Origin of the sequence: Microbacterium immunditiarum, assembly GCF_013409785.1 — a bacterium.
GTDB classification, from domain to species: domain Bacteria; phylum Actinomycetota; class Actinomycetes; order Actinomycetales; family Microbacteriaceae; genus Microbacterium; species Microbacterium immunditiarum.
Genome location: NZ_JACCBV010000001.1, coordinates 69179 through 90317 on the forward strand (window position 1 = coordinate 69179; position 21139 = coordinate 90317).

A 21139-nucleotide genomic window follows, 5' to 3' on the forward strand; every position below is an offset into this window, starting at 1 on the left:
CGGAGGCGGCCGCGGGTGTCGAAGGAGTTGCGGACCATCGTGAGCGGGAGCGTCGAGCTGGTCTGGCCGAACAAGAACCTCCCCCTGCACGCCTCCGGCGCGACCTCTTACACGTGGGTCGAGGACGGCGACAAGCGCCTCCGTGCCCCGTTGAAGGTCGAAGCGTTCGGCTCGACGCTTGGCCCGACGTCGAACGTGCTCGTAGTCGGCGACGGCCTCGATGCACTCGAGGCGCTGCGCGAGACACCGGTCCTAGCGGCCGGAATCCGGGTCGTCTACATCGACCCACCGTTCAACACGCAGAAGACCTTCAACCAGTACGGTGACTCCCTCGCCACCCCGATGTGGCTGAGCATGATGCGCGACCGGCTCGCGGCCCTTAAGCCACTCCTGCGCGAGGACGCCTCCGTGTGGCTGCATCTCGACGACAGCGAGGTGCACCGCGCCCGCGTGGTAATGGACGAGGTCTTCGGCGAGGGCGCATTCGTCGCGTCAGTCGTGTGGCAGAAGCGGACCACGCGCGACTCACGCGCCGCGTTCAGCAGCAACCACGACACCGTGCTCGTGTACGCCCCCTCCGGCCCGCGGAAGTGGAAGCTGAGCCGTAACCTGCTCGTGAAGGACGAGGCGCTGCTTCGCAACCGCGACGACGACCCGCGCGGACCGTGGTCTGATGCCCCGTTCACGGCGCCCGGCTACCGCAAGGCGCAGCAGTACGACATCGTCACGCCCACCGGCGATGTCCTCCGACCCCCGCGAGGCCGCAGCTGGTACGCCACGGAGGCGACCTACCGAGACCTACTCGCGGAGGACCGCATCTGGTTCCCTCGGAACGGTGCCGGCGCCCCGCGCATCAAGCTCTTCGCGCACCAACTCAGGGGCCTCGTGCCCTTCACGGTGTGGGGCTCGGCGGACGTCGGAACCAACGACGACGCCAAGAGGCACCTGCTCGAGATGTTCCCTGGTCGCCCTGTCTTCGACACCCCGAAGCCCGAGGAACTGCTCGAGCGCATCATCCACATCGCCTCGAACCCGGGCGAGCTCGTCGTCGACCTGTTCGCTGGGTCGGGGACCACGGCTGCCACCGCGCACAAGATGCGGCGACACTGGGTCACGGTGGAGCGGAACACGCAGACGGTGCTCGACTTCACCCTCCCCCGTCTTCGGCAGGTCGTCAGCGGCGAGGACAAGGGCGGTATCACCGGCCAGGTGTCCTGGACCGGCGGCGGCAGTTTCAAGGTCGTGCACGTCGCGCCCCGCTTCGGGACGCTCACAGGCGTTCATCGTGCGAGTGCCCTGGGCGCGGCGCTTCGCGATGCACCATTGCCGTTCGTCCGGAAACGCTCGGCCTGAATCTCGGTGGCTGGGCTGCCGGCTCGATGAGTTGCTGCCATCGCCGCAAGGCCGCCTGCGTGCCGGCGCGCGGCCCCCCTCTCCCATTTCCTCGTCCATCGCGCGAGAGCCGCCGTCGCGCTGGCGCGCATGCCACCTCGGCACGCCATGCTGAGGCGATGCCCTCTCCGCGCACTTTGAGGTCAGCGTGAACCTCGACGGGTTGTGGCGATGACCCCCGCTTCGACCCTGGCTGGTGCGGGTCGCGAGGCTCTTCCGGCCCGCTTCCATCCGGACGACACCATCGGCGTCATCTGCCGCACCGGCTACCGCCGCGGCGCTCTCGCGCCCAAGAGAGGATCAGGTCGTTCCCGGCGGTCGGTTCATCTGAACAGCTTTCCGGTCACTCCCTCGATCGCCGCTGTTGCGACCGAACGGCCGTGTGCATCCCCCCGACACTCGTACGCCCTGTGAAGACGGGTCCTCCCACAGATGCGGGATAGGCGGGCGGACCACCGCCGCCTGGTAACCCAAGAGCTTTGTGAGCGAGGCCCCCGGCGCGTGCCCCTCACAAAGGCCGCGACTACATACCGTCTAGCAACGCGCCGCCGGAATCCACGAGGATCGGAGCCGCTGTCCCCGGCTGACCGGTTCCGGGGTCCGTTCCCCGTTCGTCGTCTCCCGGGTTACCACCGATCCGGCGCACCGCGAGGTCGTATGAGCCAGAGCCGAGGCGATAGACGCCAGGCTTGAGTTGCTCGACGCCGTCGATCTGCGCCTGCCCGTTCTCCGTCACCTCGAAGCCGTCCGGGACGGGAAGGTGCAGCTCCGCTGTCGCGTTGCCTGGTACGACCACCATGCCCGCCGACCCTGCGTCATCCAGCGACCAGTCGACGGAGATCGCTCCGCGGACGCTGTGCACGGTCGCCGCGACGTGGGGGAGCAGAGGGCTCACGGCCGGCGCGATCAGCGTATGCGAGTACCCCGGCTCCAGCGGCTTGATTCCGGCGAGTGACTCGTAAAACCACGGATCGATCGACCCGAAGAGGTAGTGGTCACGACCCGGCGGGCGGCCCTGCCCGCTGTGCGTGAGCGTCCACGTCTCCCATAGGGTGTCCGCCCCGTTCTCGATCCAGTAACCCCAACTGGGGTAGGTGCGCTGCCCGGCGATCGCGTGCGCCTCGGCGGCGTGGCCGGTGTCCATCAGCACCTGCAGGAGGACCGCGGTGCCGAGGGTACCGGTGTCGAGGTGATTGTCGTTCGCACGCACATTCGCAGCTAACGCCTCGGCCACGGCGGCCCGGCTCTCCTCGGGCACGAGTCCGAACGCGAGCGAAAGCGCGTTGCTCGTCTGCCGATATCCGGAGTCGGACGCCGTGCGGTAGATCTGCTCTTCAGCGTCGAAGAACTTCGAGTTGAAGTTATGCCGCAGGGTTGCTGCAGCCTCGGTAAGCCGCGCCTCGTCGGCCGTGCGTTCGAGCGTATGCGCGGCCGCGATGCCGATATGTAGGCCGCGGTAGACGTACGCACTCGCCGGCAGTCGCCGATCTTCGGACGCGGGTGTGTCACCAGGGGGTAGCCAGTCACCGAGCACCGTGGACGCGAGCCCCTCCTGATCGAGCTTCGCGAGCTCGGAATCGAGATAGCGGAGCACTCCTTCGATGTGGTCTGAGAGCGCTGCACGGTCACCGAAGCGCTCCCACAACTCCCACATGACGATGGGGTAGGCCATCGTCCAATCCGGCGCGTTCGAATCTCCCCATCCACCGGTCGGCGCGATGACCTGCAAAGACCCGTCCTGGTGCTGCGACTGCTCGAGATCGTCCAGCCACTTCGCGAGGAAGTTTCGCGAATCGAAATTCAGGGCAAAGCCCGGGGTGTTGAGGTGGCCGTCCGCAGTCCAACCGATCTTCTCGTACATCGGATCGACCGCAGGAATCCCTAGCATGTGATGACCGAGGCTGCGCACGACGATGTCGTGGATCCGGCCGTACAGCGGGTTGGATGACGTGAAGGTGCCGGTTTGTTCGGCGGCCGTGCGCACGCCCTTCGCGACGAACATCTCGAGCGGCGGGGCCGCGTCAAGGCCGCCTATTTGGATATAGCGGAAGCTCTTCTGGCTGAACCGCGGTTGCCAACGTTCGGTCTGCGTGCCGGAGAACACGTACTCGTCGCGCTGGAATCGTCCGCCCTTTACGTAGCCCTGCTCCAGGTCGAGGGTGCCGTCGGGCCGTAGCTGCTGCCCGTACTCGATGCGCACGGTACGGCCCGCGTCCCCAGAGCCCGACATCTCGACCCATCCGCTCATGGTCCGCCCGAAGTCGACGATGTACTCACCGGGGCGAGACTCCGTCACCACCACCGCGGGAGAGGATTCGACGACCTCAATGGGCTGCACGAGCTGCGGCGTGAGCGAGCCCCGCGGGCCGTCCACGACAGACGCGAGCGCCCAGTGCGAGTCGTCGAAATCCCTCGTCGCCCACCCCTGCTGCGCGAAGCGGGCGTCATAGGTCTCGCCCGCGTAGACGGAATCGGTTCGTGTCGGGCCTGCCGACACACGCCAGTCGGGACCGGTCAGCACCTTCTGGCGAGACCCGTCCGCGTACTCCAGCACGAGGTCGGCGCGCACGCTCGGTTCTCCGTGCCACGACGCGCGGTGCAGATTCCATACGTTCGCCGTGTTCAGACCGAAGAAGCCACGACCGAGCTCGAAGGCCAGCACGTTGCTTCCCGCATCCAGCAGATCAGTGACGTCGTACGGCACGTACATGACACTCTCGTCGTAGTCGGTGGTGGCGGGTTCCAAGACGTGACCGCTCACCGGCTTTCCGTTGATCGTTCCGATCTGATATCCCGCGGCCGCGACATACAATCGCCCCCGGACGAGGTCGCTTCCCACCTCGAACGCGGTGCGCAAGAGAGGGGCGGGCGCGTTCGACTCCGGCAGTGCGGCGCCCGCACCCCACGGCTCGATGCCGTACGACCCCAGGTCGGCCACCGCCGGCCAGCCACTGTCGTCGAACTCGACACCCGTCCATCCGGCTTGCGCGGTCGCCGCCGACACCCACGTGCTGTCGGTGGCGACGACGATCGGCTCTGCGTCGTAGAATTCCAACACAAGTTTGCCGATCGCGGCGGCAGGCGAACGTTTGGCGTTCGTCGCGAGGATCGACAAGGCATTCTTGCCCGCGCGGATGTGGTCAGTAAGGTCCAGGACCTGGGCTATGTGCCAGCCCCCGCCCTCGGGCGTCGAGCCGACTGGGTCGCCATTCAGCGACAGCGCGTAGCGCTCGTCAACCGTGATGAGCATCCGCGCGCGCTCGAGCTCGCGGTCGGCGGGGACGTCGAACTCCTTCCGAATACACTGGTCTCCAGCCGGCATCGAGTCGTTTCCCGCAACGGTGCCAGGTGCTCCGATCCATCTCGCCCCTGCGAACGTGAGCGTCTCGGCGGGCAGTTGTGGCCCGCCGATCCAGGCGCCCTCCCACGCGTCGCCGAGGCCCCTCTCCCACCAGCCGGCATCGCTCCACGCCGACGGCTCACCGGGACCCGCCCAGACGCGCACCTTCCAGTAGATGCGTGACCCCGGCCCGGGCACTTCGCCCTCGTAGGCCACGCTGACCGACTCGGAGGACTCGACGCGACCGCTGTCCCAAAGATCGACAACAACGTCCTCCAGCCGCTCGCGCGTTGTGGCGGCGACGATCTGGTAGGCCGACTGCAGAATGCCGCGATCCTCGCCGGACAGTTTCCAGCTGAGTTGCGGGTGCGGATCATCGATGGCAAGGGGGTGGCCCGTGCCTTCGACCGAGAGGTCGGCCACGACGATGTTCATGGAGCTCCTTCGCTTGAATGGGCGGCAGAACCATGTCGCGACCAGCCGCGAGAACGCCCCGCTGCGTGCGCCATCGGCACGTCGGTGACGCCGTGGCGCCCTCTCGGCCTCCGATCGGCGTTCACGACGCCCCCGGGATGCCGACGCAGAAGTGATATCGACCGGATGCGACGAAACCGATCACCTCTCCGCGGTCGACGTGGAAGCCGACGCAGCCGTCGGCGAGACTGACCGGCACTCCGCCTTCAGTCACTTGGCGGAGATCCGTCGCCGGGATGCGCACCCGTGCGCTCGCCCCGACCGGGACGCGGATGTCGAGACGGAGGACGTCCGCGTCACGATGCCATCCGACCTGCGCCAGCCCGAGCGGCGTCACCGTGTGCGCGGACGCACTCTCCAGAACCCGGGTCACACGCGGGGCGACATCGAGCACGACACCGCCCCGCTCCCTGCAGACGGCAAGTCCGGCGACATCTCGGAACAACCAATCGTCGATGGTCCCCAAAAAGTAGTGCCCTCTGGAGCGGGCCGCTTTCGACCAGTGCTCCCACATCGTCGTCGCACCCTCGGCGATCAGGTACGCCCAGCCTGGATACCCCGGCTGCCGCGCAACCGCGGCTGCAAGATCGGCGTGCCCGTAGTCCGTGAGGACGCGCAGGAGGTACTTCGTTCCGAGCACGCCCGTGTTGAGTCGATTACCCCGCGTGCGGATGTCATCGACCAGCGCCTCGAGCACGCGACGGATATCCTCGGCCCCCCCGATGAGACCGAAGGCGAGCGCGAGCACGTTGTGGGTCTGCCGGAACCCCTCGTCGCCGACACCGCGGCAGATGCCGCCGGCCGGATCGAAGAACTCCGACTGGAAAGACCGCGCGACGGTCCTGGCAAGCCCGTCGAACCGCAGCGCGTCCTCCGAGCGACCCAGGTGATCGGCTGCGTCCCGCATCACCCGGAGCATTTCGGCGAGGTACGCGGTAGACGCCACTCGCAGGTCCTCCGGCGGGTTGCCCGCGTCAGGGTCCGCGTCGGGCGACATCCAGTCGCCCAGCCGGGGTGCCACGACGATGCCTTCGGCAGACCGGTCGAACTCCATCTGCACATACGACGCCATTCCCTCGTAAAGGGAGCGGAGTGTGCGATCGTCGTCGCAGAAGACGTGCAGCCACCACGGAATGAAGATGTACGCCGCGTGCCAGGGGGTGGCCACACCCCACTGCCCCCAATCGCCGGGGCCCGGCGCGATGACCTTCGGAGCGCCCTGCGCGTCTCGCGCATCGTGGACATCTGCCATCCACTTGGCGAGCAGTTCGTGCACGTCGAGGTTCAGCAGCATCATCTCGGCCCCGACGGTAGCGTCGCCTGTCCACCCGTTCTTCTCGAACATTGGCGTATCCGTGGGAATGCCGTGCAGGTTGTTCGTGATCGTGTCGACGACCGCGCGGTGCACACGGTTCAGCATCGGGTCCGAACTCGAGAATCCTCCCGTTTCCGGGGCATCGCTGTGGACCACGACAGCGGTGACGTCGTCCACCGCCAGACATCCGGGCCAGCCGCGGATCTCGACGTACTGGAAGCCCTTGTAGCTGAACCTCGGCTCCCACTCCACGTCGATCGAGACACCATCGACATACAGCACGTCGGTCTGGAAGCCGGCCTTGAATTCGCCGTTATTACTCTGGTCGACCCAGCCGTCGCGCGTCAGACGCTCGGCGTACCTGGCCGTGATCCGTGTCTTGCCCTCGGCGCGCACCCGCAGCCGCACCCATCCCGCGAGCACACGGGGAAAGCCCACTACGAATACCCCCTGGCCGCGTTCCAGGATCTCCGCCGGGCGCAGACGGTCCACCGCGCGGATCGGCTGATCCCGCTGCGCGACGAGGTTCCCCCGCGGACCCGCGACGACCCGCGCCCGAGCCCAGTCACTCGCGTCGAAGCCGGCCGTGTCATACCCCGGGAAGGCGTGGCTGGTGTCGAAAATTTCGCCCGCATATACGTCATCGAACCGTGTGGGACCGTCCGTGCGGCTCCACGTGCCATCCGTGCCTACCTCGACCACTCCGGTCGCATAGTGCAACCGCAGCACGGCCCGCACAGTCGGCTCGTCATGCCACGGCGCGCGCTCCCAGCCCCAAACGTTGCCCCCGGTAAGTCCGTAGAAGCCCCGGCCGAGTTCGACCCCGATCGCGTTCGCACCTCGCTGGAGGAGGGCGGTGACATCGCTGGCGACGTACTGCACGGTGTGATCGAAGTCCGTCGGACCCGGCGACACGACGTGGTCGTTCACCTCATGACCATTCAGCGAGACTCGGGCGTAACCCGCGGCCGCGACGAACATCGTGGCGACCACCGGAAGTTCCTCCGCGGTGAACTCCGTACGCAGCAGCGGAGCCGGCCGGACGCCCGGGCGCTCCCGGCCGTTGCCGATCCACGAGCTGGCGCTCCAGTCCTCCAGCTCGAAGAGCCCCGTACGCCAGTGCGACGACACCGAAGCGCCCCCGGACGACGTCACCACGTCGACCTGCCAGTGATACTCGGTGTCCGAAGCCAGCGCCGCGCCGTCGTAGTCGACCCAGGTGCGCTTCTCCGAGCGTACCCCGCTGTCCCACACTAGATCACCTTCGCTCAGCGCAGCAGGGCCGGCTGCGACACGCACGCGGAAGGCCTCGAGTCGGACATCACGCTCCGCACTGTCGACCACCCACGACAGACGTGGCGCCCGGACGTCCACGCCAACAGGCCGGACCTTCTTCTCGACCCGCGGATCTGTCAACGTGACCACGGGTGCACCTACATCTCGGCGATCGGCGACAGTCGAAGCGTCCTTACTTCGAACGGCGCCAGATCGAGAATCACGCCACTCTCGTCCTGCTCGACCGGTGCACCCACGTCCTCAATGAGCGAGGCCTCGTGCGCCGATGCCACAGCGAATCGAGCTCGGAGATGGCCGCGCGAGCGTCGACCGAGCGACTCGTACACGCGTACTATGAGCGCACCAGACCGGTCGGCCGCCAGCTTGACGCTCGAGACGACAAGCCCGTCGCCCACGATTTCGACGAGGGGGTCGAATCCGCGCTCCCCGGTGCGAACACGGTCATGCGCGTTGATCAAGTACCCGTGACGGGTCGCCGCGGCGATGTCGGCACCCACGACCAGCCCCAATCGGTGGGTGTGCGTGCCCTGGTCTGTCAGCGGATCGGGATAGCGCGGCGCGCGCAGCAAGGAGATACGCAGGCACGACACTGATCCGTGCTCGCCAGGCTCGCGCGTCACATCGAACCCGTAGGAGGAATCGTTCACCACCGCGGCGCCGAACCCGGGTTCCTCGATAAGGACGTAGCGATGCATGGAGGTCTCGAACCGCGCCGCATCCCAGCTCGTGTTCGTATGGGTGGGGCGACGCACGTAGCCGAACTGCGTCTCGGCGACGCTCGAATCCGCGTGAATGTCGAGCGGGAATGCGATCTTGAGAAGCTTCTCCGTCTCGTGCCACTCGACGGTCTGCTCGATCTGCAGCACACGCTCTCCAGGCGCCAACGACAGCCGCTGCTCCACGGTGGACGAGTCCGAGATGCGTCGACGTACGAAGACGCCCGCCGTCGCATTCGTCACATCCGCCTCGATGTGCTCGACTTCGCCGATCTCGTGCTCGGCGTTGCGATAGAACTCGTCAATGTCCCAGGCGTCCCATTTGTTGGGGAAGTCCTGGTACAGACGCAGACGATTAGCGACGGTGCCTGCCGGGATGATGTCGCGCCCGGCGCGGAGGTCTACCGCAGATGCAATGTGGCCGGACTGGTCGATCACAACGCGGATCACGCCGTTATCGAGCACAAAGGAGGAGTCGCGACGCACGAGGGTCGTCGCTGCAGCGTCGGTGGTTGCGCTATCGGCAGCGCCCCCGCCGGGCGGCGTTGCATGGATCGCGAAAGGCGTCGGGTTGACCTGAATGCGCTGATCGCCCTCCCCAACCAGCCGGCCGAGTGCCTCATCGATGATCGCGTCGGCACGCCCCAACACCTCCGCGTATCGCTCTCGTGCCTCACGGTGAACCCAGGCGATGGAAGTGCCGGGGAGGATGTCGTGGAACTGATGCAGAAGGACCGTTTCCCACAGCTCGTCGAGCTCGTCGTAGGGGTAGTCGGCGCCGACGCGCAGCGCAGCCGTGGCTGCCCACAACTCTGCTTCGAGCAGACGCTCCTCCGCGCGACGATTGCCCCACTTCATCTGGTGGTGTGTTGTGAGGGTCGCGCGGTGCATCTCGAGGTATAGCTCACCGACCCAGACCGGGAGGGTGCCGACCTCGGCAGCTCTCGCGTACAGCTCGTCAGGGCTCGCCCAGCGCACCCTCGGACTTCCTTCAAGGTCGGACAGGCGTGCCGCGCGCCCCAGCATCTCACGTGTTGTTCCGCCACCCCCGTCGCCGTAGCCGACAGGTGCAATGGATTCGTTCGCCACCCGACTCTCGGCGAACTGGCGAGAGGCTTTGGCCAGCTCGTCGCCTGCCAGAGTGGAAGCGTAGGTATCCATCGGAGAGAAGTGCGTGAGCACACGCGACCCGTCGATGCCTTCCCATTCGAACGTGTGATGCGGGAAGCGGTTCGTCTGGTTCCACGAGATCTTCTGCGTGAAGAACCAGTCGAATCCCGCCCGCCGGATCAACTGCGGCAGAGCGGGTGAATAGCCGAAGCTGTCAGGGAGCCACACGCCACGCGAGCGCTCGCCGAACTCGCGGTCGAAGAACCGCTGGCCGTAGAGGAACTGCCGGGCGAGGGACTCGCCGGATGGCATGACGGTGTCGCTTTCGACCCACATTCCGCCGACCGGGATGAAGCGACCGTCCGCGACCGCCCGTGTGATCCGCCCCCACAGTTCGGGGCGCTCCTTGCGGATCCAGTCGAATTGCTGCGCGCTCGACATGCTGTACACGAAGTCCTCGTCGGTTTCCAGCAACGACAGCATCGAGGACGTCGTCCGTGCCACTTTGCGTCGGGTCTCCCGCAGCGGCCACAGCCACGCACTGTCGATGTGCGAGTGCCCGACCGCCAGGATGTCGTGGGCGCTGGCGCTCGCGGGCATCGCGAGCACGGGGCCGAGCGCCGCCCGGGCGGCGGCCGCAGTGCCGGGAATGTCTTGGAGGTGCAAAGCGTCGAGGGAATCGTCCAGCGCTTGCAGGATCTTCGCCCGCCGCGGCTCGACCGGCAGCTCGACCACGAGTTCGAGGAGAACCTCGAGGTCGAGCAGAAGGTCCCACACTTCGCGCTCGAACACCGCGAGCTCGATTCGCCGTGTGGTGTAGATCAACGCAGGCGACGACGTGTGCACGTCGCCCTCGTCGGTCGGCGCGAAGCGATGGTCGCGATCGAGGATGACGGGGTTGGCCGCGGCCTCGATATACAACTCGACGCTCTCGCCGCCCCGCGCCGCATCGGCGATCCGCACCCACTGGTTATCGGGATTCAGCGCCTTCACGGCCGTGCCGTCGGGTCGATGCACAAGCCCCTCGCATTGGAAGCCGGCCATGCGGGTGTCGAATCCGAGGTCGATGACGGCTTCGACCGTGCGGCCGGACCATTCGGCTGGCACCGCGCCGGTGATGCGGAACCAAGTAGTCCCCCACGCGGCGCCCCAGGCACTACCTGGGGCATGCGGCTGGAACGTCCCCTCGAGCGCCTTGTCGAACGGGATCGGCTCTCCAGACAGGCGCTGTTCTTCGACAGTCAGGGGGGCCGTCTGCGAGTACACCGCCGGGGCGATGCGCTCCCGCAGCACCCGCTGCGCGCGTTCGATGGTCAGAGAGTCAGTGATGTGCATCGGTGTCCTTTGTACTTACGGAGTTGTCACTCGCCGCAGGCGCTTCGTGCGCGAAGACCTCCCACTGCCGCAGCGACGCGGAAGAGAGCAACGTCAGTTCGACGTGCGAGACAGGCGCGGTCGTCGGCCCAACACGGAACGGTCTGGTCTGACGATGCCAACGGAAGCGCGCGCTCCGCGTGTCGCTCGCCAGGACGACGCCGTCCGCGCCGACGAGATCGATACGCCAGGCGGCCGTCTGTGGCTCGTCGACGGTTAGCGTGTACAAGCCGATCGGGACGGCGGCCACCAGGCGGGCGCGAAGACAATCACCGGCGGCGAGGACTACGGAGGTCAGCCCTCGGTCATCCGCGAGCGACGCCACCCCCCGCGGTTCTCCGGAGACCTCTGAGATCAGGTCCTCGATGAGCGCGCCGTGACCGGACACAGAACTAAACGACTCGGGACGCGAGTCGCGCGCCCATCCTCGAGCCTGATCGCTCAGCTCGAACTCGATTCGCCCAGCCTGCGCGAGGACGGCATGGGGCACCTCAATCCGATCCCAGGCACGCCCATCGATACGCACCGCACTGATGTACCGGTCTCCCGGCGAGCCGGCCACGATCTCAATCACGAGCTCCGCACGTCCGAGCGGTCGCAGAGTGCTTCTGCGCACACGCGGCGGCACCAGCACGAACGTGCCGCTGCCGGGGACGAGGGGGTAGAGGCCGAGTGTAGCCAGCACATACCAGGCCGACATTTCTCCGTTATCCTCATCACCGGGGTAGCCCTGTCCCAGGTCGGATCCGACGAACAGTCGGTCGAGGACGTCGCCGACGATCCGATGTGCCGTGTCGTGCTCGCCCGCGAACATGTACATGAATGGGATGTGGTGGGCGGGCTGATTCGACATCGCGACCATGCCCAGGCGCACTTCGCGCGCCTCTGACATCTCGTGAATGATCGCGCCGTAGTGCCCCGTCAGATGCGGCGCCGCGGTCTCCGCGCGAGCGAATGTCGTGTCCAGGGCGGAGATCAGCCGCTTCTCTCCACCGTACAGGGCAACGAGGCCCGCGCCGTCGTGATGCGCCGTGAAGCGCGTGCCCCAGGCATTGGTCTCGGTGTAGTCGTTGCCCCACTCATCCGGATCGAACGGCTCGCGCCAGCGTCCATCTTCCGTTCGACCACGGAACATCGCGGTGGTCGGGTCGAAGACCGCCCGGTAAGCGAGCGCACGGCGCGCGAAGTATTCGGCCTCCGCCGCGAAGTCGTGGAGGTCGTCGCCCGGATGCTCCGACTGCCCGGCGCGACGGGCGAGCCGTGCCGCTGCCGCGTCGTTGATGGCGTTGTCGAGCGTCCACGACAGTCCCTCATGGGTGTCGGTGGCTGTCCATCCGCGGAAGATGGCATCGGTCAGCCCTGCCCGCCCGATGCGCGGGTCGGACGCGGGAACCGTGGCGTTCTTGACAACCGAGTCGTACGCCGCCAACAGGTCGAACCCCTCGACACCTCTCGCGTCCAGGTCGGCGAGCACGATGTCGAATGACGTCCCCGTCATGCAGTCGACGGGTCCGGGCGCGCTCCACCTCGGAGTCCATCCGTAGGTGCGAGCGTGGCCGAGGAAGCCGTCTGCGAGAGCACCCGCGTCGTCGGGAACAAACAGCGCCAGCAACGGCCACACGGTGCGGTAGGTGTCCCAGAAGCCATGGGTGGTAGTCAGCTCGCCAGCTTCCACGCGAGCGAGGTCGTAAACGTTGCGGTGCGCCGGCCCGACGCGGTCGGCGAACTCACCGAAGCGGTTGGGATAGAGGAACGCGCGGTACAGACCGGAGAATAGCGCGGTCCGCTGGTCGTCGCTGCACCCCTCGACGTCCAGGACGCTCAGCGCTCGCGTCCACTCCGCTCGAGCGTGGGCGCTGACGTCGTCGAAACCACCGGCCGCGCGAGCATTGGCTCGCGCCTGGGAGATGTCGATCGTTGACAGGGCGATGATGACGTCTACGACGCCTGAAGGTCCGGGGGCCACCGGAACGAAGCCCCGCACCGAATCGTCGATGTGCGGCGCTCCGGCCGCCGCGATCCGGATGTGCACGGCGTGCGGCGGCGTTCCGGGACAGTCGTCGAGCATGCCTTCGATCACAAGCTCGTCGCGCTCGTGCCTCAGCGTCGACAGCGTCGCCGACCCGAGGTGATCGACGATGACGGATCCACCCCGATCGGGGTAGGTGAAGCGAAGCGCGACGGCGAACTGCGATGCCGTGAGCTCGACACGGATGCCGCCGTCCAGCGTGACCTCGTACACATGGCCTCGGGCCCGTTCCTGCTCGCGAGAGAAGCCCAGTCCGCGTGCGGACGGGGCGCAATCCGGTTCCCTCTCCAGACTCGGCATGACTTGCATGACGCCGCGATCGGGGATCCACGGGCTCGGAAGATGGGACGTAGCGAACGCCTCGAGGACAGGGCGATTGAGCGCGTCGCGTCGGTGCCCCGCGTATGAGTAGGGCCAGGACAGGGAAGCCGCGTCGGTCATCGGCAAACCGAACACCCCTCCGTGCGGCAGGCCGACGAGCGGCGCGGTGTTGCCCCGCGAGAACGCCCGGGACGAGTGGCTGCCACGCGTTGTCGATACCCAATCGAGCCGATTGGCGGTGCGTGGCGCGGGCGAGGACAGGGCCACGTCGTCCAGGAACACGGTCAACTCTGCGTGCGCGGACAACTGCCCCACGGCGCGGACCGACCGGATCTTCCGGCCCGCCAACGCGGAGAGATCGACGCTGCGCGCGTTCCATTGGTCGACCCAGAGCCGTTGGTCCGCGCCCTGGGCTGCGGCGTCGACGCGACCTCCGTACTGATCCGTGACGTCATGGCAGCCGAGGCGCGTCCCGTCATCGAACTCGACGTCGAGCGACACCGCAGTCGCATGCCATCGCGCGGGACCGTCGCCGGCAACCGGGAACACTAGCCACCTAAGGTGCAGGCCATCCTCGATCGTGCGCCCGGACCAGTCCAGCGGCAGATCGGCGGTCCAGGGCCCGTCCCCCCGGGGCAATCGGATGCACAGGGGTTCCGCCCATCGCAATCCCACACCGGGTAGAGCTGCGACGGCGGTATCGGGTCCGGGGCCGAACACTGCCTGTACGTTCGTCATCCCTTCACGGCTCCGGCCGTCATTCCCGCGACGATCTGGCGGTTGAACAGGAGGAAGACGATCAGCGGCGGAATCGTGATGAGGAGGATATCCATGAACAGGTAGTTCCAAGACGTGCTGAACTCGCTCTGGAAGTTGTAGAGAGTCAACTGCACGGTCGCGTTCGCATCACCCGGCAAGTAGTACAGCGGATTAGTGAAGTCATTGAACACCGCCACGGTGTTCACGACGATGACGGTGACCGTGACCGGTTTGAGCAGCGGGAGAATCACGCGGAAGAACAGCTGCAGTCCTGTCGCGCCGTCAAGGATGGCCGCCTCGTCCAGCTCTTTCGGGATGGTGGAGATGAAAGCGCGATACAGGACAATGCAGAACGAGAGGCTGTACGCCACCTCGATGAGGATGAGACCCGGCAATGTGGCGTACAGTCCGAGTCCCTGCAGGACCCAGATTGTCGGTACGATCGCGGGCGGAATGATGAGTCCGGCGATCACCATCGCGTTGATCAGGCCGTTCAGCCGCGAACGCCGGCGCTGCAGCACGAATCCGACCATCGCGGCGAACACAACCATGAGGGCCACACTGACGACAGTCAGGACCGTGCTGTTCACGAACGCCCGCACCAGCATCCAGTCGCGCGTCTGCAGTACTGCGATCATGTTCTCGAAGAACTGGAACTGTTCCGGGAAGGCAAATTCCAGTCGCGACGCGTCGGCTCGATCTTTCGACGATGTCAGCAGGATGAACAGGAACGGAACAACGAAGACAACGATCGCCACCACCAACGCCGTAGCGGACAGCACCACACGACGAGCAGTCCTCATCTGTCGACCTCTCTCTTGTTGAGGTAGTGATTGAGTGGGAAGGCTATGGCGGCCACGACGATGAAGAGCACGACGTTGCCCGCGGTGGACAGTCCGTAGAAACCCGCCTGGTACTGCTTGTATATGACCGAGGCCAAGACGTCGGATGCAAAACCGGGGCCGCCCCCGGTCATAGCCCAAATGAGCTCGAACGAGCGCAGTCCACCGATGAACGCCAGCAACAGGACCGTCGAGGTGGCCGGCCGAAGCAGCGGCAACGTGATGTGCCGGAAGCGGTTCCAGGCCCCGGCTCCGTCGACCATCGCGGCGTCGCGATAGTCGCTCGAAATCGACACGATTCCCGCCATATAGATCACCGTGGCCAGGCCGACTCCCTTCCAGACGTCGACGATCGTGACTGAGATGAGTGCCAGGTGCGGGTCGGTGAGCCACCCCGGTCCGGCGATCCCGAAGAACGACAACGTGGTGTTGATGAGGCCGTCGGTCGGGTGCATAAGCACCTTGAATGTGATTCCCACGCCGATCGTGCTCACCAGTACCGGAAAGAAGACGAGCGAGCGCAACAACGTTCTCCCGATGACCGCCGAGGTCAGCAGCAAACCGAGGGCCATGCCGATGACCACCTTCGCAGCGGCGGTGATTCCCGCATAAAGGAAGGTGTTCCCCAGCGAGGCGACGAGCCCCGGCTCGGCGAAGAACTGCCGGAAGTTCTCAAGCCCGATGAATTGCCAGTCGAACAGGGTCCAGCGTGTCAGGCTGAAGAAGAACGACATGAACGTCGGGGCAATGAACAATGTCAGGTAGAGAATGGCCGCCGGAAGGTAGAACCACACGGGGTAGGGGCTGGACCGCCACCGCCGGAAGGCCTGGCGTGCCGGCGCCCGGCCGACCGTCGGTCGAGAAACCGCTGTGGGCAGCGTCATCGAATCCCCCGACTTAGTCGCGCCGGGCACCGGACGAATCACCAGCCCTCGAGCCCGAGTTGCTGCGCCTGCTTCTTGACGTCCTCGTCGTAGCGGCGGGCAGCGTCGACCGCGGTGGTAGCACCGATGCCGAGCTCAACGGTGATCTGCGGCAAGGCCGGTCCCTTCACAGGGGAGACGAACTCGAGCGCAGGGGCGTTCTTGCCCTCGGCGTCCACGAAGGCAGCGGCTTCGGTCACAAGCTGCGGTACATCGTCGCCGAGCTCGCACCCCTCGATCAGGAACGGGCCGTTGATCGCACCGACACTCGTGAACGAGTTGCACGCTTCGGTGCTCGCAACGAACGCCAGGAACTTCTTGGCCTCTTCGGGGTGCGCGGTCTTCTTGGAGATGAAGACGCCCGAGGGATACCAGACGGTAGCCCCATTCTTGTCAGCGGATGCCCCGGGCATCGGAAAGTAGCCGATGTCGTCCATCTGATCGGGATAGGTCTCGCTGAGGACGGTCGCGATCCACGTGAGGGACGGGTACTGCGCACCCTCACCAGTGGCCACCATCTCCACGGCGTCGTCATACTCGGCGGATGCGTAGTCGGCGTTGTAGTACCCCTTGTCGAACATCTCCTGCTGGTGCTCGAAGCTGGCGAGCGCCGCTGGAGTGTCGGCGAAGTGCGCCTCATTCTTGGTGTACTTCTCGGCGAAGTCCGGTACGGCCGCCTGCACGTTGAAGAAATCGGTGAGCACCCACATCTGAGCCGACGTGGAGTCGGCAAGGCTCTGGATGACGGGGACCTCACCCGCGGCCTTGAGTGTCTCGTTGTTCGCAATGAACTCGTCCCAGGTGGTCGGCACCTCGAGTCCATGTTCGGCGAACACCTTCTTGTTGTAGAACATGCCGCCAGCCAGCGCAGTGCCGAAGGGGACGCCGAAGATCTGCCCGTCGGCCGACACGACTTCAGTGAAAGCCGGGTTCACCGAGTCGAGCATCGGGTCGTCAGTCAGCGGAAGCATGTTCTGTGCGGGGTTGAGAGCCTGCAGGAGCGATCCGGAGTTGTAGTTGAAGATGTCGGTGATGTCGCCAGTGGCAAGCCGCGTGCGCATGAGGTTGTCTCCCTCCCCGCCGCCCGGCCGTGTCTCGATCTCGATCTGGATATCGGGGTTCTCGGCCTCGAACGCCTCTACGAGCGAGCTCGCCTGCGCGAAGACCGTCTCTCCTTCATCGATGAGATAACTCAGCTGTACGGTGCCGTCATCTGGGGTGCTCGAGCACCCCGCGAGTGCCAGTACGGTTGCGACCGAAGCCACCGACGCGAGTGCTGCGACGGGCCTCCTACCGGACGAAAACATGCTCATTGCGACCTCCATTGGTACGTTTGCACTGTGTGCCGGTCGTTCAAATCACTATGATGGATTTGAACATCGACGACAGTACAACCCCCGGTGTGCGCGGCGCAACTGGTGGAGTGAATCGTTATAAGGCGAGGCCAGAAAGGCGTGGCATGTCCCGGGGCTCGAACATCACTCGATTGGGTGGCTTCAACCGAGCGGTCGTCTTCGACGCAGTCCGGCGGTCCCGATTCGGAATCAGCCGCGTCGAGCTTGTCGAGTCGACGGGCCTGACGGCGCAAACAGTCAGCAACATCGTCCGCCGACTGATCGAAGATCAAGTCATCGAGGAACGCGAGCCGATCTTCTCCCCTGGGCGTGGGAAGCCTCGTATTCCACTCGTCGTTCGGGCAGCGACGCAAGTCTCGGTCGGTGTTCATCTCGATCCGGCACGTCTCACATGCGTGGTGCTCGATGCGTCCGGAGATCTGCTGCATCGGTCGTCAACTGCTTTGCCCCACACAGTCACTCCTGACGATGCGGTTGGGCTTATCGCAGACTGCACTCACCGGTCGCTGGTCGATGCTGGCGTGGAGCGGGACGCTGTGCTCGGTCTGGGCATCGCTGCGCCGGGACCGCTCGACATCACGACGGGGACCGTGATCAACCCGCCACTTCTTCCCGGATGGGAGCGCGTCGCGTTGCGCTCGAAGGTTCGAGAGGCCACCGGGCTTCGGGTGTTGCTCGATAAGGATGTGACGGCGGCAGCCACCGGCGAAGCCTGGTCGAGGGCCCACGCCGACCGACCGAGCTTTATCTTCGTCTACGTCGGCGCCGGCATCGGGGCCGGGATAGTGATGGACGGAGTGATCCTGCGGGGCTCTCATAACAACATCGGAGAGATCGGCGACCTCATCGTGGGGGAATCGCTCGAGGAAGGCGGGCGGCGGCGCGTGCTCACGCTCGGCCAAGCGTGCGATCCGATTTCTGTGGTCACCCGAGCAGCGCAGAGCGGGGTGGTCGACGCCGACCCGTCGTTGATCGACGTGGCCGCCGCCGAGGCGTACTTCACGTCGATCTGCCACCGGGCGGACACCGGCGATGCCGAGTGCGTCGAGATCGTGAGAGGAATTACCCGTGGCCTCGCCAGAGGCATCGCAGCCCTGGTCAATCTCTTGGATGTCCAAACGGTGGTCATGGGCGGACCGGCCTGGAACCGGATCGCCCATCTCGCACTGCCACAACTGCCCGAGCTCATAGGCGCTCGCATGGTCGCACCTCTCTCACCCCTGACGCTTCAAGCTGCCACGGAAGGAGAGTTCACCGCCGCCCGCGGCGGCGCCGCGATGGTGCTCGACGCTAGCCTCTCGCCTCACGCGTCGGCGCTTCTGCTCGTGTGACTTGGAGATGGTCGGTCCACAGTCCCCTGACACCTGATCCGGGCTGGCGTCGACTGCCGATGTTCCCCACGCGTTCGTCGCCTGGTTTGGTTCGAGTACCCTGCGACCTCTCCACGGGATACCCTCATCAGGGAATTTGCCGCTTCATTCGACGGCGACGACTGTGCCCAAAGGCACAGCAGCCAGCAGATGCCCCCGCGGCGACAAGCGCGGCTGGACTCTGCAACGAAATCGCACCTCTCGTCCGAGCGCGCAGGGTTGCGCCATGGCCGGACACAAGGACGCCCAGTGTCACTCTGCAGGTCCTCCGGCCGGGGCATGAGCTCGAGCTGTCGCTTCCCGATGATGCTGAAATCGCCCACGTCTACACAAGGAGTCGAAGCGCCGGGCTATGCCCTACTCCACCGCTACGCGCATGCCCCTCCGAGCTGATCGCTAGACTGCGTGCTAAGGAGGCGACGTGCAGTGAGTATGTCCGCCTGGCGTGCGAACGATGTCGTCGCATATGACGCCATGCGTGAGGCGGCGAACAGTGTCGTGGCACTCGTTCTGCGCCGCGCAGCCGAGGGCGCGATCGAGCAGTCAGCCGCGGGCACCGAAGCTGCCTCAATTCGCCGCGATGTGTTCCAAGTCGATGGGTACGATCGCGCGGCCGTCGACGCGCTCCGTGACTGCCTCGACGCCAGGGCAGCCGAACTTTCCGGGAACTCGACATGAGCGACTGGATGCCCTCCGAGGCAGAACGCCGGCGGATCTTCGAGGAGTCGATCCTTCCGATCGTGTTCCCCGAAGTTCCGAAGCCCAACGCTCCGACACTCCTGCTCCTCGGCGGACAGTCTGGTGCCGGCAAGTCGCGTGCGACGTCGCGCCTACTGTCGGAGCACTCCTCTGACATGGTGCCCCTCAGCGGCGACGACCTGCGCCCGTTCCACCCACAGTTCCTCGAACTGGCACGATCTCGATCGGTCGAAGCCCCGCAGATCCTCGCCGAGTCGACAGCAGGGTGGCTCCGCGACTGCCTCGTACACGCGCGAACCACGGGTCGATCGTTGCTCCTGGAGGGTACGTTCCACACGCCGGATGTCGCGCTTGGAACGGCCGAGCTGTTCGAGCAGCACGGATTCACCACTCGCGTCGTCGTGGTCGCGACCCCGCGCGCGGAGAGTCTCTTAGCGGCGGCATCTCGCTACCTGCTGGATGCGCAGGCTGGGCGAGCGTCACGGTTCACGAGTCTCGCGATCCACGACAGCGGATGGTATGGAACGCGTGAACTCGTCGCCGAACTCGAGGAGTCGCCGTCGGTCGGACGGCTCACTGTCATCGCGCGCGACGGGTCTGCAGCCTTCGACGCCGAGCGAGACGCGGGCTTCGAGGGTGCCGGCGCAGCCCTCGACCGCGAGCGTTCCGTTTCGATGTCGGGCGCTGAGTCGATGCGCTGGCTGTCGGAGCTGCGCGCAATGACCGCGTTCGCTCTGTCGGCCGGTAAGGTCGAGCGGCCGGTCGCCGAGCTGCTAACCGAGCTGCACGAGGTCGCGCTCAACGAGGTCGTGCCCCGCCTTCAGCTGCCGGCGGGATCTGAGGCTCGGCCCGCGACCGAGGCCGCGTTGGCCGGACAGCTCGCAACGCTGCGGCGCGCGGCATCCCTCGATCTCGAACCAGTTGACCTTGCGGCGCCGGTCATCGCCGTGCCGCAGTCGGGCCGCGGCATCTCGCGCTGACGCGGCGGCTCGGGCATGCACGCAAGGTGCCCGATGCGGCATTGCGCGCAATCGCTCAGCCGCGGAGCGATGTCAGCTGAACATGTCGCCAGTGACGGCACCGAGGACGACAGATGCCGCCACTCCGAGCGCGAAGAGCAGCACGACGACCAGGACGCTGCGCCGCAGCATCCGTCCGTTCCCGCGTGCCGCGCTCATCGCAACGACTGGCATGCCGACGATCAGCCCGATGCCGCCCGCCGCGGACACCGCAATGAGCACCGCGATCATGATTTCGCGCGTCATGTCGGGCCTCCCCTCGTGGTGATGGCCTCGCATTCAACTGTCCTCCGGGGCTCGGACACTCGTGGGGGGACACACCTATGCGGGCGGAAACGCCCTCGCGAGCAGAGTGTGGATCGCGTCCACATCAACACCACGGTCGGGCGCGTCGCTGATCCTCGTTACCAGCAACCGGGGCCACACGACGTCAATCCCATTCACGGTGAATGCGCCACCGATGAGCGGCCGATCGCCTTCGAGAAAGCACAGAGCGCCTATAACTGCCACGTCGACGCCAGCGAGAACGGCCGAGACACGTGCGACCTGAGACTGGACGCCATCGACGAGCTTCGTTCCGTCGCGGCCACCGATCCGGAGCGATTCGACGCGCGGCCGCAATATTCCGCCCTCCACGTGCAAGGCTGGGCGCTTGCCTTTGTAGCGCTTCGCGTCGATCACCCACACTCCGGAAGGGGCGACGACGATGTGGATGCTCCTATGCATTGTCAAGTGGGCAGAAGGTCGGCTTTCAGGGCGCGGTAGAGCTCGCGGACGACGGCTCGTTTGAGGCAGCGGATGATCT

General features: G+C 66.0%; 13 protein-coding genes. 4 read left to right on the top strand and 9 right to left on the bottom strand.

Annotated features, from left to right (window positions below; translation table 11 throughout):
• Positions 1-39: 39 nt before the first annotated feature.
• A complete protein-coding gene (locus tag BJ991_RS00300) occupies positions 40-1353 on the top strand; it encodes a DNA methyltransferase (RefSeq protein ID WP_179492332.1) in 1314 nt (437 codons plus the stop codon).
• Positions 1354-1915: 562 nt separating this feature from the next.
• On the opposite strand, the gene BJ991_RS00305 is transcribed toward BJ991_RS00300, so the two are convergent.
• From BJ991_RS00305 to BJ991_RS00335, 7 genes are all read right to left on the bottom strand, one after another.
• A complete protein-coding gene (locus tag BJ991_RS00305) occupies positions 1916-5167 on the bottom strand; it encodes an alpha-L-rhamnosidase (protein ID WP_179486483.1) in 3252 nt (1083 codons plus the stop codon).
• 121 nt (positions 5168-5288) lie between these two features.
• Entirely contained in the window at positions 5289-7946 is a 2658-nt protein-coding gene (locus tag BJ991_RS00310; protein ID WP_179486484.1) for a family 78 glycoside hydrolase catalytic domain, read from the bottom strand.
• Positions 7947-7954: 8 nt separating this feature from the next.
• Entirely contained in the window at positions 7955-10978 is a 3024-nt protein-coding gene (locus tag BJ991_RS00315) for an alpha-mannosidase (RefSeq protein ID WP_179486485.1), read from the bottom strand.
• Positions 10965-13868 (bottom strand): GH92 family glycosyl hydrolase, encoded by a 2904-nt coding sequence (locus BJ991_RS00320; protein ID WP_179486486.1) that lies wholly within the window; start codon positions 13866-13868, stop codon positions 10965-10967. The genes BJ991_RS00315 and BJ991_RS00320 overlap by 14 nt, the downstream gene beginning before the upstream one ends.
• A gap of 233 nt (positions 13869-14101) precedes the next feature.
• A complete protein-coding gene (locus tag BJ991_RS00325; protein ID WP_179486487.1) occupies positions 14102-14929 on the bottom strand; it encodes a carbohydrate ABC transporter permease in 828 nt (275 codons plus the stop codon).
• Positions 14926-15852 (bottom strand): carbohydrate ABC transporter permease, encoded by a 927-nt coding sequence (locus BJ991_RS00330; RefSeq protein ID WP_179486488.1) that lies wholly within the window; start codon positions 15850-15852, stop codon positions 14926-14928. The genes BJ991_RS00325 and BJ991_RS00330 overlap by 4 nt, the downstream gene beginning before the upstream one ends.
• 38 nt (positions 15853-15890) lie before the next feature.
• A complete protein-coding gene (locus BJ991_RS00335) occupies positions 15891-17156 on the bottom strand; it encodes an ABC transporter substrate-binding protein (RefSeq protein ID WP_343048569.1) in 1266 nt (421 codons plus the stop codon).
• A gap of 194 nt (positions 17157-17350) precedes the next feature.
• On the opposite strand from BJ991_RS00335, the gene BJ991_RS00340 reads away from it, so the two are divergent.
• The 3 genes from BJ991_RS00340 (at position 17351) to BJ991_RS00350 (ending at position 20295) form a co-directional block, all read left to right on the top strand.
• Positions 17351-18577, top strand: coding sequence for an ROK family transcriptional regulator (locus BJ991_RS00340; RefSeq protein WP_179486489.1), 1227 nt, complete (start codon positions 17351-17353; stop codon positions 18575-18577).
• 465 nt (positions 18578-19042) lie between these two features.
• Positions 19043-19294 carry a hypothetical protein gene (locus BJ991_RS00345; RefSeq protein ID WP_179486490.1) on the top strand — a complete coding sequence of 84 codons (252 nt, stop codon included), beginning with the start codon at positions 19043-19045 and terminating at the stop codon, positions 19292-19294.
• Positions 19291-20295 (top strand): zeta toxin family protein, encoded by a 1005-nt coding sequence (locus BJ991_RS00350; protein WP_179486491.1) that lies wholly within the window; start codon positions 19291-19293, stop codon positions 20293-20295. Before BJ991_RS00345 ends, BJ991_RS00350 begins: the two co-directional genes overlap by 4 nt.
• Positions 20296-20367: 72 nt before the next feature.
• On the opposite strand, the gene BJ991_RS00355 is transcribed toward BJ991_RS00350, so the two are convergent.
• On the bottom strand, positions 20368-20580 hold the full coding sequence (locus BJ991_RS00355) for a hypothetical protein (protein WP_179486492.1): 213 nt from the start codon (positions 20578-20580) through the stop codon (positions 20368-20370).
• 75 nt (positions 20581-20655) lie between these two features.
• The gene (locus BJ991_RS00360) at positions 20656-21015 is read right to left on the bottom strand and encodes a hypothetical protein (RefSeq protein WP_179486493.1); all 360 of its coding nucleotides are present in this window, start codon (positions 21013-21015) and stop codon (positions 20656-20658) included.
• Between the last annotated feature and the right edge of the window lie 124 nt (positions 21016-21139).